Here is a 13,342-nt window from a genome sequence, read left to right on the forward strand (position 1 = left end):
ACAGAAGAAGGATTTTCGATATGAGACTTTCTATGAGGGCGAAGCGTATGCTACGCAGGGTTATAGCGACCTTCTGCGCATGCGCATGCGTGTTCGCAGTGTCCGCCTGTGGCGCGGACGACGCCGATGGCAAGATTCGCGTCGGTATCAAGTTCGACCAGCCTGGTTTGGGATTCAAGAAGTCCGGCACCTATGTCGGCTTCGATGTGGATGTGGCCAAGTACATCGCCAAGAAACTCGGCTATTCCGAAGACCAGATCGTATGGAAGGAGGCACCGTCGAAGCAGCGTGAGGCCATGCTGCAGAATGGCGATGTCGATTTCATCGTCGCCACGTATTCCATCACCGACGAACGTAAGAAGGTTGTCTCCTTCGCTGGACCGTACTTCGTTGCGGGTCAGGATCTGCTCGTGCGTAAGGACGAAACCTCCATCAATGGTCCGGAGGATCTTAATGGCAAGCGTCTGTGCTCCGTAACCGGTTCCACTTCCGCGGTCACCGTCAAGGAGAAGTTCGCCAACGAAGTGCAGCTCATGGAGCAGCCTGGTTACGCGGAGTGCGCTACCGCACTGTTCTCTGGCATTGTTGATGCGGTGACCACCGACGACATTATTTTGGCTGGTCTTGCCTCCGCGTCCCGCGGCCGTCTGCGCGTGGTCGGCAAGCCGTTCACCCAGGAGTATTACGGCGTCGGCATCAAGAAGGGCGATACGAAGCTGGCCACCCAGATCAACAACGCCATCGCCGATATGATCCAGGATGGTTCTTGGCAGCGTGCCATTTCCGACAACACGAAGGGCACCGCATACACGCCGAACGCGAAGTACAATCCGCCGGAGCCGACTGAGGGGGAGAGATAATGGAAGCGTTCATCTCATTGTTCAGCCAGTACAATGTGCCGGCTGCGTTCTTGGTGAACATTGAACTGACCCTGTGGTCGGCGTTGTTCTCCACGATTCTTGGCGTCATCCTCGTGATGATGCGCATCTCGCCGGTCGCGTCGCTGCGTATGGTCTCGGGTGCTTACGTCGAGCTGTTCAAGAACCTGCCGTTGACCATCATCATGGTGTTCATGGTGCTGGGTGCCTACGCGCAGCTGAAGCTCAGCTTCTCCGACACGTTCGCCACCAACTTCTTCTGGCTTGCCGTCACCGGTTTGAGCCTGTATACGGCGGCCTTCGTGTGCGAATCGCTGCGATCCGGCATCAACACCGTGCCGCTTGGCCAGGCTGAAGCCTGCCGTGCGCTGGGATTGAACTTCATGCAGTCCGCCACCCAGATCATTCTGCCTCAGGCGTTCCGTGGCTCCGTGGCACCGCTGGGCAACACGTTGATCGCATTGCTGAAGAATTCCACGGTTGCGGCCGCGGCTTCCGTCGCCACCGAAACCTCGTCGTTGATGAGCGAAATGATCGAATACCGTTCCGACGTGATTGTTCCGATCTTCCTGATCTTCGCATTCGGTTATGTGATTCTGATCATTCCGATCGGCATGCTGACCACGTATCTGTCCAACAAGCTCGCGGTGAGGAGGTGACGCACCATGGCAAGCGATGAAAGCGCGGTGCTGTTCGACCAGCCCGGTCCTAAGACCCGTAAAACCATTCGTATCGTCAACTGGATTGCCGGCATTGTCTTTGCAATCGTAGTTGTGCTCATTCTCATGAGGCTTCACAATCCGCCGGATGGCGAGAACCAGCTGAGCTGGGAGTTGTGGAAGCCGGCGCTTGACGCTGAAGCATGGACCGATTTCTATCTGCCCGGATTGTGGGCCACGATTCGAGCTTCCGTGTTGGCAGTGATCGGCGCAGTGCTGTTCGGTCTGATTTTCGGTATCGGCCGTCTGCTGCCGAATATCGTGATTCGTGCGGTTTCCGGCGCCATCGTTGAGTTCGCACGTGCGGTCCCTGTGCTGCTGCTCATGATCTTCTTCTGGCGTTGGTTCGCTTTCGCAGGCATGTCAAGCCCCGCATACTGGGCTGTGGTGCTCGCATTGGTGATCTACAACGGTTCCGTGGTGGCCGAGCTGGTTCGTTCCGGTGTCGGCAACCTGCCGAACGGCCAGCGTGAGGCGTCGCTCGCCTTGGGCTTGACCCGCACGCAGTCGCTGATGGAAATCGAAGTGCCACAGGCCATCTACGCCATGCTTCCTGCCGCCGTGACGCAGTTGGTGGTGGTACTGAAGGATACCGCTCTCGGCTCGATCATCATGTACACCGATTTGCTGCAGGAATCGCGTCGACTTGGTTCGATGTACTTCAATATTCTGCAGACATTGGTTGTGGCTGCCGTCATCTACTTCATCGCATGCTGGCTGCTGAGCCGTCTTGCGGAATGGCTGCCGGAACGCATGCAGAAGCACACTGCGGCACCTGCCGAACCGGAACCGGTCGCTCCGATCGCCATTATGGATCCGTCGAACGTGAACCAGATCGCCGTGGCTAGGGAAGGTGTGCCGCTTGGCGGTGCCCAGCGCCTGTACCATGTGCACCATCGTGGTTCCAACGCGTCGATTCGCCATTGGCGTCAGACCCGCTATGTTCAGGGATTCGATGAGACGCATCCGGAAAGCCAAGTCGAGTTCGATAAGAACGGCAGGCCGATCAAAGATACGTCCAAGCAGGACAAGCTGAGATTCGACAAGCCGAAGTCAGACAAATCAAAGGGTGATAAGCCCAAGCAGTGACGTCATTTGATCTGAGAAGACCGATAGGGCGCTGGTTTCTTGCAAAGAGCGAGGAATCAGCGCCCTATTGCGTGAAAGAAGTCAGACAAAACGTCAGAAAAGCGGGATGCGGCGATTGGGTGCGGCGATGCCACGGTTCAATCGCCGCATCGTCTATCATAGGGGACAAGCGAGGAGGCTTGACATGTCAGACAAAGACAAGGATGCGAAGACGTCGTCCATTGCGAAGACGTTGAACAAGGTTGAGGACAGGCTTGAGAAGGGGGAGAACTGCAGTTCCGTTGCCGAAGGGCTTGCGAATGTTGCCAAGGCCAGCGAGTTGCTCAGTTCCGTGTGGACGCTTCCGCCCAGTCAGTTATTGCGATTCCATCATGATACGAGGGTCGCTGCAATCGATGGCGATTCCACGCCGGGTTTCGACGGCAACAAAGATGATGCGGAACGATTCATTGCGATCAGTTCTTCTGAAATCGCACGATATCAGCGGCTTATGTACGCCAATGGAGTGAAAGGTTCCCGCCGTCGTCTGTTGATTATTCTGCAGGGCATGGATGCTTCCGGCAAAGGCGGCATCGTGCGTCACGTATTCAGCCAGGGCGATCCGATGGGCATGCATTATCACGGTTTCGGTGCTCCCAAAGGCGAGGAAAAGGACCACGATTATTTGTGGCGCATCAAACGGGAACTGCCGCAGAATGGTTGGATCTCCATTTTCGATAGATCGCACTATGAAGATATCGTCATGCCGCGCATTTACAAAACCTATCCGGAAGAGGTATGGCAGGCGCGATATGACGAAATCAACCGATTCGAATCGCAATTGGTTGCGGACGGATGCTCCATCATCAAAATATTCCTTGTGGTGAGCAAAGAAGAGCAGAAGGAGCATTTCCTCGGCAGGCTGGAGGATCCGACCAAATATTGGAAGTTCGACCCCAGCGACCTTGAAGCGCGTGCCCGTTGGAACGACTACATGGCCGCATGGCAGGACGTGTTCGCGCGTACGAGCACCGAGCAGGCGCCCTGGTACCTGGTGCCTGCCGACAATCGTTGGTATTCAAGGGCGGTTGTGTCTGAACTGCTCCGTAACGTATTGAAGAACATGAACATGATCTGGCCGCCCCTGGAAGTCGACGCCGACGAGATGCGACGTCAGTTGGAAACGCTGTAGTCGAAGAACACGACTTCGCCGCTCGACTGTGTGGTGTCCAAATCGACGGTTCCGGTGATGGCCCAATCATGGTCGCCATCGGAATCGTCGATGATCTGACGCACCTTCCAACTGTGCTCGCTGTTCTCCTTGGAATCGTCGAGGATGAACAGTTCGCCGCTACGGGCCTTCGCATCCGTGTTGACGTATTCGTGCTCATCGTAGAAGTCGTCGAGCGCATCCTCCCATTCGTGCACGCCATAACCCCAGTCTTTGTCCAGCGCGCCGAGCTCGTCGGGTTTGTCGAGATCCATGAGCTGCACGCGGCGGAACATGGCGTTGCGCACGAGCACGGTGAGGCCTCGACGATCCTCCACCACGGCCTGCTTCGCGCCGGGCGCGGCCAGGTTCGCGGCGGCTTCGGAAGCGTCGGTGCCGGCTCCCGCGTTCTCCCATTCGTCGACCAGCGAGGAGTCGATGGAACGAACCACAACGCGCAGCCAGGAGATGATGTCCCGTAACTGTTCGTTGCGCTTCTCCAAAGGAACGGTACGCGCCAACGCGCGATATGCGTCAGACAGATAGCGCAGCAGCGTGCCTTCGGAGCGGGCGATATTGTAGCGCGCGATGTAACCGGTGAAATCGGAGGCCGTTTCGACCATGTCCCGGATCACCGATTTCGGGCTCAACCAATAATCATTGGCCCAAGGCACATCGTGACGGTATTCGTCGAACGCAGCCTGAAGCATGTCTTCCAATGGTTTCGGATACGTGATCTCCTGCAAGCGGTCCATACGTTCGTCATAGTCAAGACCGTCTTCCTTCATGCGGATCATCGCCGCGTCGCGGGCTTGACGTTCCTGCGCGCGCAACACCTGCTTCGGATCCTCCAACGTGGCTTCCACCATGGAAATCACGTCAAGCGCGTAACTTTCCGATTCCGGATCAAGCAGTTCCAACGCAGCCAGCAGGAACGGGCTCAACGGCTGGTCAAGCGCGAAATCATCCGGCATGTCGACGGTCATGAAATAGTCCTTGCCACCATCATCGCGGTCTTCCGTTTCGATCACATTCGTGTCGAACAAGGTCTGGAAGATCTCGTCGGCACGATCATGAAGACGCTCCTTCTGTTCCGGAGTCTGCGCAGAATCGTCGATCAGGCGATCGATGCGGTAGCGTGCGTCGCCGCCCTGCGCCACTTCGTTCAACACCATGGAATGCGTGACCTTCATATGCGGCACCAAAGTTTCAGGGTCCGCGTCGATCAGCTTATCGAACGTGTTCTCATTCCACGTGACGAAGCCCTCAGGCGCCTTCTTGCGCTTGACTTTCTTGAGCTTCTTCGGGTCGTTGCCCGCTTTGGCGAGGGCCTTGGCGTTCTCGATTTCGAATTCCGGACCCTCGGCGATGACCAAGCCCTCCGTGTCGAAGCCCATACGTCCCGCACGCCCCGCGATCTGATGGAATTCGCGGGCACGCAGCTTGCGCATCTTCGTGCCATCGAACTTGGTCAATGCGGTCAACACCACGGAATGAATGGGCACGTTGATGCCGACACCCAACGTGTCAGTGCCGCAGATCACCGGAAGAAGACCCTGCTGGGCGAGTTGCTCGACCAGACGGCGATAGCGGGGAAGCATGCCTGCATGGTGAATACCCACGCCGGTACGCAGCAGACGCTGCAGAATCTTACCGAACGCCGTGGTGAACTTCGTGCCCTTGATCGCCTCCGCAATGGCCGCACGTTGCTCCTTGCTGGACACTCCCGTGCTCGCCAGGGCGTTCGCCGTCTCCAATGCGGCGTCTTGGGAGAAATGCACCACATAGATCGGCGTTTCCCCTCTGCCGAACGCCAGTTCGACGGTTTTCTCCAACGGGTCAAGCGTGTACTCGTACGTCAACGGTACCGGACGCGGCGCATCGGCGATGATGTCGACGTCCGTGTCCGTCATGTCCTCCAACTTGTCGGCGATTGCATCGACGTTGCCCAATGTGGCGCTCATCAGCAAAAACTGCGTGTTCGGCAATGTCAGCAGCGGAACCTGCCAAGCCCAACCACGCTCCGAATCGCCATAATAATGGAATTCGTCCATCGCCACACAGCCGACATCGGCATGACGGCCCTCACGCAATGCCTGGTTCGCAAGAATCTCCGCAGTGCAGCAGATGATCGGCGCATCGGCGTTGATGTGCGTGTCTCCGGTGATCATGCCGACGTTCTCACGACCGAACACCTCCACCAAATCAAAGAATTTCTCAGACACCAACGCCTTGATCGGAGCCGTGTAATACGAGCGACGGCCCGTGCACAACGCAGCGAAATGCATACCCAACGCCACCAGTGATTTGCCGGAGCCGGTGGGCGTGTTCAAAATGACATGATCGCCCGCGAGCAGGTCCATGATGGCCTCTTCCTGATGGGGCCACGGCTCAACACCTTTGACGTCCGCCACCCACTCGAAAAAGCGTTCGTAGATCTCGTCCGTGTCGATGTTGCGCTCGCCATCGCTCCAATTCGGCGCCAAGGCGCCCAAAGAACCGTAATTCGTATCGTCAGCCATGATTGCCAGTCTAGCGGCTGGCATGAACTCAAATGTCGAACGTGTGTTCGAATTATTGCGTATGTTGCGGTACAGTAGAAATTATGACTGAGGATTTGTTTGGTGCGATGGACGCTCCCGAAGATATGACACGCCCGCTGGCCGTGCGCATGCGTCCGTCGAGCGTGGACGAAGTGGTGGGCCAATCGCGGGTGCTAGGACAGGGCTCTCCTCTGCGCAGACTCGCCAATCCGGCGTCCAAAGGCTCGCTGACCGCGCCGAGTTCCATTATTCTGTTTGGACCTCCCGGAGTCGGCAAAACCACGCTCGCCTATATTGTGGCCAAACAGTCCGGTCGAGTCTTCGAAGAGCTTTCCGCAGTCACCTCCGGCGTCAAGGACGTGCGGGATGTACTCAGACGCGCCCATGATCGTCTTGTCGCGGAGGGCAAGGAAACGGTACTGTTCATCGACGAAGTGCACCGATTCTCCAAATCGCAGCAGGATGCATTGCTGCCAAGCGTGGAAAACCGTGACGTCACTTTCATTGCGGCCACCACGGAAAATCCAAGCTTTTCCATCATCAAACCGTTGTTAAGCCGATCCGTGGTCGTCAAACTCGAATCGCTGGAACCCGACGACCTGAAAACGCTCATCAAGAGGGCCATCGAAAGCGAGCGTGGGCTTAAAAACGAAGTCAAAATCAACGACGAAGCCGTTGACGAAATCGTGCGTATGGCCGGAGGCGACGCGCGAAAAACACTGACGATCCTTGAAGCCGCCGCGGGGGCGCTTACCGGAGACCAAGCGCGCAAAAAAGGTACGAAACGGCCAATCATCACTCCCGACGTGGTATCGCAGGTCATGGACGTGGCCACCGTGCGCTATGACAAAGACGGCGACGACCATTACGATGTGATTTCCGCATTCATCAAATCCATGCGTGGATCCGACCCGGACGCCACCATGCACTACTTGGCACGGATGTTGCGCGCCGGCGAGGATCCGCGATTCATCGCACGGCGCATTATGATCGCAGCTTCCGAGGAAGTCGGTATGGCGGCTCCGCAGATACTGCAGGTCACCGTCGCGGCGGCACAAGCCGTGTCCATGATCGGCATGCCCGAGGCGCGCATCATTCTCGCGGAAGCCGCGCTCGCCGTTGCCACCGCTCCGAAGTCGAACGCCAGCTACAACGCCATCAACAGCGCGCTCGCCGATGTGGACGCGGGATTGATCGGTCAGGTACCCTTGCACCTAAGGAATGCGCCGACCGCCCTGATGAAAAGTTGGGGCAATCATGAGGGGTATCGGTACGCTCATGATTGGCCGGGAGCCGTGGCTCCGCAGCAATACATGCCGGACGAGCTGGCAGGGCGGGAATACTACCATCCGAACGATCGCGGCTACGAGCATGAGATCAAACCGAGACTGGAGAAAATTCGCAAAATCCTGCATGAGAAGAACGGTGATAGGGGCTGATCGTTTCTTCCCGCCGCTGACGAGTTCACCCATATCCGTGTACAATGCTGACCTAGTGAACGTTAACATACGTTCGTGCTCAACGTGGAGGGCGAGTCTGGGCAAACTTGGACGCAGTGTTGAAGGGAATGACGAAGCAATGCGAAATATGCAGGATGAGTCTAATCAACGATTGATCATGATCGTCGACGACGATCAGGCTTTGGGCGAGATGCTATCCATCGTATTGGAGAGCGAAGGATTTAAAACCGTGACCTGCTTGGATGGGTGGCGTGCGGTGGAAATGTTCCCGACATTGCAGCCGGATTTGATGTTGCTTGATGTGATGCTCCCCGGTTTGGATGGCGTCCAGGTGGCGCAACGCATACGGCAGAACTCGAATACGCCGATCATCATGCTTACCGCCAAATCCGACACCACCGATGTGGTGAAAGGCCTGGAAGCGGGGGCGGATGATTATGTGTCCAAACCGTTCGAGGTGGTGGAGCTTATGGCCAGAATCAGGGCTCGGCTGCGCATGCCCAAGGTAAACGCGCCTGCAGGCAAGGATGAGGGCGACCTGACTGAACGATTGCAATGCGGCACGCTCGTAATGGATAGGGCTGAGCATACCGCCACCAAAGATGGTGTGGATCTGCAGCTGACGCCGACGGAGTTTGAATTGCTGTACGTGCTGGCGGCTCACGCGGGTGAAGCCCTGAGCCGTGCGAACTTGCTGAAACGTGTTTGGGGATACGAAAGTGGCGGAGATACCAGATTGGTCAACGTGCATGTGCAACGGCTGCGCATGAAGGTGGAGACCGATCCGGAGAATCCGCGGATCGTGCAGACCGTGCGCGGGATCGGATACAAGTTCGTAGCCCCGACGGTATAAGCGAACCATGCTGATGAGAACCCATCGAGTGTGGTGTATCTGGCATCGTGACAGACAGCAGGTGCGCCGATCATTGCAGGCGAGAACGGTGGCCGTGTCGATGCTGGTGGTGTTGCTGACGGCCGCGTTGCTGTCTTTGTTTTCCATGTACGTCATCAGGGGATCCGTGCTGGAGCAGGCGACGGATGACTCGCGCAGCGATTTCTCATCGCAGATTGTGCGCGTCCAGAAGCATCTGAATGCCTCGAATCTAACTGGAACGGACCAATACCAGCAGTTAGTGAGCAATCTGGCGTCCGAATTGCAAAGCAATGGTTCGAGCAATCTGGTCGGCGTGTACCTGATGGAACGTGATGCAGCGGATTCTGCGGAGCGTGGATTCGTGCCGGTATCGACGGAGCCGGAATATTCAAATCTGGTGTCGTCATCTATGCGCAACCGCATGCGTGCTGATACGTCCGGATTGATCTACTATCAGCCGGTACGTATTCCGAGAACTTCCGGAGGTACGCCCGGCGCGGTTTTGGGATCGGTGATTTCGTCGAATAACATGGGCTCATTGGAAGTGTTCGCACTGTACTCCTACCAATCGCAGCAGCAGGCGCTGAGTCAGATCCAGATCAACATGCTGATGGTGTGCGTGGCGTTGAGCGTGTTGATCGGGATGATCATTTTTCTGGTCATGCGTTCGGTTATCACTCCGGTACGGCGGGTCGCCTTGGCTACGGAAATCATGGCATCGGGAACTTTCGACGCCCGCGTGGCGGTGGACAGGGCCGATGAGATAGGCGTGCTGCAGAAATCGTTCAATGAAATGGCCGAATCGTTGGAGAATCAGATCGAAGAGCTGGAAAAAGCCGGGGATATGCAACGCAGCTTCGTTTCGGACGTCAGCCATGAATTGAGAACACCGGTGACGACCATGCGTATGGCCGCCGACATGCTGTCGATGCACAAAGACGAATACGATGCCACCACAAAGAGAACGGTGGAATTGCTGGATGGCCAGATCCGCAGATTTCAGGAAATGCTCGCCGATTTGTTGGAGATTTCGCGTTTCGACGCCGGGTATGCGGCGCTTGATTTGGTGGAGGCCGATATACGCGAGCCCATCGAACAGTCGGTTGAAGCGATTTCCGCCATCGCCCAGACCAAACATGTGCCACTGGATGTGCATATGCCCAACGTGGAAGTGCTTGTGAGAATCGATACGCGTCGTATAAGCCGTGTCGTACGCAATCTTCTCGCTAATGCCATCGATTTCGCGGAGGGCAAGCCGGTTGAGGTCCGTCTTGCCGCCAATCAGCGAATGGTAGTAATCAGCGTGCGCGATTACGGCGTTGGCATGACCTCGGAACAGTGTTCCAGAATGTTCGACCGGTTCTGGAGGGCGGATCCTTCCAGAGCGCGCACTACCGGAGGAACCGGTTTGGGCATGTCCATCGTACTGGCTGACACGAAACTGCATCATGGTGATGTTGCGGTGCGATCGCGGCTGGGTGAAGGAACATGGTTTTTGGTGACGTTGCCTCGCAATCCGGACGATGTCGATTGCGGTATGAACAACGCTCCGATTCGATTCGCGACCGATGGCGACGATATGCGGGTGGTCGGAGGCTTTGGCGTTGCCGATAACGGATTCGTGGACTATCTGACCAATAAACCCATGGTGGAGGGGCTGTGATGACTGCGAAAAACATTCGTCGTGTGATTGCCGCGGTCTCATTAGTGGTATTGCTGGGATGCTCCATGATGCATCTGGCCGGATGCTCGAGCATATTGGGACTTCCTGAAGATGGTCCGGTGCAGACCATGACCCCGGAGGAACAAAGCACAAGAAGAGTGTTCACGTCTCCCGACGGGCCGGCCGATGACGCGCAGCCGGAAGCCATCGTCAAAGGATTTTTCGACGTCATGCCTGCGGGAGTGCAGAGTGACGGGTTCGCCACGGGCAAGCAGTTCCTTACCGATGGCGCCGCATCAAGGTGGAATGCCGATAACCGGACTACGGTATATGCCGACGTGCCGAAATTCGTGCGTAAGGCCAGCACGGTGGAGTCAGGGCAAGGCGGGCAGAAAACCGTGGTGAGCGTCAGCCTCCAGATACAAGGGGAACTGGATGCGCATGGCGTGTATACGGCGGTGGCGAGCGGAGGGGCAAAAACCTACGATTTCTCCCTCTCCAAAGTGCGTGGCCAATGGCGGATCAGCAAACTGCCGACAGGCGTGATGATCAGCTCCTACGATTTCGAGCAGGTGTACCGTCAGGTTTCGCTATATCAGTTGGGCTCTTCCGAAAAAGAACTGATCCCCGATGTTCGTTGGCTTTGCTGGAGGGATTGGCGGACGCGCGCCGTGCAGGAACTGCTTGCCGGAAATGCGGCATGGCTGGAAGGCGCGGTAAGCGACACCAATACCAAGCGGATCGTGTTGCAGCCCGACGGTGTGCAGATGCGCGATTCGGTGATGGAAATGAGTCTCTCATCGGCGATGGAACGAATGACGGATGCCGAACGTGGCATTTTGGTCAGGCAGATTCGCCTATCGTTGGGGGACGGCAGCGCCGAGACGGAAATCAAGGTGATGTCTGGAAACCATGACTATTCGCATGCCGATGATTCGTCGTCTCTTGATGCGCAGACTCCGCTGAATCCCATGTATACGTTGAGCGTCGGCAATATCGTGTCGTTGAAATCCTACAGCGCCATTCGTGTGGCGCAAACGGATCTTTCGGACGTGCGAAGCTTCGTTTTCTCAGCACAGGGCGGAGCCGTGCTTGGTCGTGACGGATATGTGAAAAGGCTCGCAGAGGACGGTTCCACCCATGCATTGATGTTTTCAGGACGCATGATGAAAACCATCTGCAAAGGAAACGACTCCGAGATTTGGGGCATCGACACATCTGGCAAGCACATCATGGTCGATGATGCCGGCACGGTTCTCACCCTTGACGTTCCCGGCCTCGTATCAGCACAAACGCTCCATTCCATGAGGCTTTCCCCTGAGGGGGACCGTATCGCATTCTCCATCGAATCGGATGGGGGAGCGCAGTCGGGTGTGGCCATCATCGGGATATGCCGGGACCATGATGGCTCCGTGGCTGGGCTGTCCCAAGCGTTCGCTTTGGTTTCCACACAGTCCAATGTGTCGATGATGACGTTCTATAACGACGTCACTTTTCTCTATGCCACGCAATACGAGCGGGGGCGTGCGCAGATCGGACGACGTCAGATGGTGCCTGGTCCTGAAACGAGTCAGGCGCTACCCGACAATGGTGCGGTCGATATGGCCACAGGAGAAGTCGGCACATATCGCAGGCTTGTCGTACTCGACCATCTCGGAGTGGCGAGAACGGTCGACGGATCGTTGGATGGTGCATGGACGATTGCTGATTCCCAAGTTACGTCGTTATCTGTGCAATAGTGAAAAAGTTGTAATTCCGCCATTGTTATCGTTTCGTTATTGACTTGTTATCGAAACGTTATTGCTATGGATTGAGACCTTGGATTGTTCGAACGATACTGAAAACACTGATGGCAAGGAAGCCCATCAATAGAAATACTCGAGGAGGAGTTTTCATGAAGAATTGGAAGAAAGCTATTGCGATTTGTGCTTCGGCGGCAGCTATGGCCAGCATGGCGGCCTGCGGTGGCGGCAGCTCCAATGGCGATTCCAGCTCCAGCAAGAGCGATAAGAAGACCATCGGTTTCGTGGCAGTCGGTCCGGAAGGCGGCTTCCGTACGGCCAACGAGAACGATCTGAAGAAGGCATTCGAGGATGCCGGATTCGATCTGGTGTACTCCCCGACGCAGAACAACGATCAGCAGAAGCAGATTCAGGCATTCAACAAGTTCGTCAACGACGAAGTCGACGCGATCGTGCTATCCGCAACCAACGATTCCGGTTGGGATGACTGCTTGGAGAACGCGGCGGAAGCTGAAATCCCGGTCTTCACCGTCGACCGCAACATCGATATCAAGAGCGATGCGGCAAAGAAGGCAGTCGTCTCGCACATCGGCCCGTCCAATGTCTGGGCCGGCGAGCAGGCCGCTGAATTCGTCAACAAGAGCTTCCCAGATGGCGCCAACGGCTTCATTCTGGAAGGACCGGCAGGCCTGTCCGTGGTGACCGATCGTGGCACCGGTTGGGATAACAAGGCAGCAAGCAATATCAAGGTGCTTGAGTCCCAGTCCGCCAACTGGTCCACCGATGAGGCAAAGACCGTGACAGCAGGTCTGCTCGACAAGTACAAGTCCGACAATCCGCAGTTCATCTTCGCCCAGAACGATGAGATGGGTCTCGGCGCGGCACAGGCCGTTGATGCCGCTGGTCTGAAGGGCAAGGTCAAGATCATCACCATCGATGGCACCAAGGCCGCTCTGCAGTCTCTGGTCGACGGCGATCTTTCCTACGTCATCGAGTACAACCCGATCTTCGGTAAGGAAACCGCCAACGCCGTCAAGGATTATCTGGATGGCAAGTCTGTTGAATCCGATATCGAGATCGAATCCAAGACCTTCGATGCAGACAGCGCCAAGGAAGCCCTGGATGCCGGTACCCGTGCGTACTGATCCGATCAGATAACTTTCCGAATAGCATCTCTCCTTTTCA

10 protein-coding genes are annotated in these 13,342 nt (G+C 56.5%); 9 read left to right on the forward strand and 1 reads right to left on the reverse strand.

Features of this window, described 5'->3' with window-relative positions; genetic code table 11:
- Positions 1 to 47 precede the first annotated feature (47 nt).
- The 4 genes from BBPC_RS03250 to BBPC_RS03265 all read left to right on the forward strand — a co-directional run bounded on the left by BBPC_RS03250 (position 48) and on the right by BBPC_RS03265 (position 3,857).
- On the forward strand, positions 48 to 860 hold the full coding sequence (locus tag BBPC_RS03250) for a glutamate ABC transporter substrate-binding protein (protein WP_033524289.1): 813 nt from the start codon (positions 48 to 50) through the stop codon (positions 858 to 860).
- Positions 860 to 1,537 carry an amino acid ABC transporter permease gene (locus BBPC_RS03255; RefSeq protein ID WP_004223681.1) on the forward strand — a complete coding sequence of 226 codons (678 nt, stop codon included), beginning with the start codon at positions 860 to 862 and terminating at the stop codon, positions 1,535 to 1,537. Before BBPC_RS03250 ends, BBPC_RS03255 begins: the two co-directional genes overlap by 1 nt.
- 6 nt (positions 1,538 to 1,543) lie before the next feature.
- Complete coding sequence (locus BBPC_RS03260) at positions 1,544 to 2,686, forward strand: amino acid ABC transporter permease (protein ID WP_004223683.1); 1,143 nt, start codon at positions 1,544 to 1,546, stop codon at positions 2,684 to 2,686.
- A 184-nt stretch (positions 2,687 to 2,870) separates the two neighbouring features.
- Positions 2,871 to 3,857 (forward strand): PPK2 family polyphosphate kinase, encoded by a 987-nt coding sequence (locus BBPC_RS03265; RefSeq protein ID WP_022244898.1) that lies wholly within the window; start codon positions 2,871 to 2,873, stop codon positions 3,855 to 3,857.
- On the opposite strand, the gene BBPC_RS03270 is transcribed toward BBPC_RS03265, so the two are convergent.
- Complete coding sequence (locus BBPC_RS03270) at positions 3,839 to 6,397, reverse strand: DEAD/DEAH box helicase (RefSeq protein ID WP_033524275.1); 2,559 nt, start codon at positions 6,395 to 6,397, stop codon at positions 3,839 to 3,841. The genes BBPC_RS03265 and BBPC_RS03270 overlap by 19 nt on opposite strands.
- 83 nt (positions 6,398 to 6,480) lie before the next feature.
- Here BBPC_RS03270 and BBPC_RS03275 point away from each other — a divergent pair, with 83 nt between their 5' ends.
- From BBPC_RS03275 to BBPC_RS03295, 5 genes are all read left to right on the forward strand, one after another.
- Complete coding sequence (locus BBPC_RS03275; protein ID WP_004223688.1) at positions 6,481 to 7,857, forward strand: replication-associated recombination protein A; 1,377 nt, start codon at positions 6,481 to 6,483, stop codon at positions 7,855 to 7,857.
- 139 nt (positions 7,858 to 7,996) lie between these two features.
- Complete coding sequence (mtrA, locus tag BBPC_RS03280) at positions 7,997 to 8,731, forward strand: MtrAB system response regulator MtrA (protein WP_004223699.1); 735 nt, start codon at positions 7,997 to 7,999, stop codon at positions 8,729 to 8,731.
- Positions 8,732 to 8,744: 13 nt separating this feature from the next.
- On the forward strand, positions 8,745 to 10,415 hold the full coding sequence (gene mtrB, locus BBPC_RS03285) for an MtrAB system histidine kinase MtrB (protein WP_231857845.1): 1,671 nt from the start codon (positions 8,745 to 8,747) through the stop codon (positions 10,413 to 10,415).
- Positions 10,415 to 12,154, forward strand: a complete 1,740-nt coding sequence (locus BBPC_RS03290) for an LpqB family beta-propeller domain-containing protein (protein ID WP_004223713.1) — start codon at positions 10,415 to 10,417, stop codon at positions 12,152 to 12,154. Before mtrB ends, BBPC_RS03290 begins: the two co-directional genes overlap by 1 nt.
- Positions 12,155 to 12,309: 155 nt before the next feature.
- Positions 12,310 to 13,302 (forward strand): substrate-binding domain-containing protein, encoded by a 993-nt coding sequence (locus BBPC_RS03295; RefSeq protein WP_004223716.1) that lies wholly within the window; start codon positions 12,310 to 12,312, stop codon positions 13,300 to 13,302.
- Positions 13,303 to 13,342 lie beyond the last annotated feature (40 nt).

It is taken from the genome of Bifidobacterium pseudocatenulatum DSM 20438 = JCM 1200 = LMG 10505 (assembly GCF_001025215.1).
Classification (GTDB): Bacteria; Actinomycetota; Actinomycetes; order Actinomycetales; family Bifidobacteriaceae; genus Bifidobacterium; species Bifidobacterium pseudocatenulatum.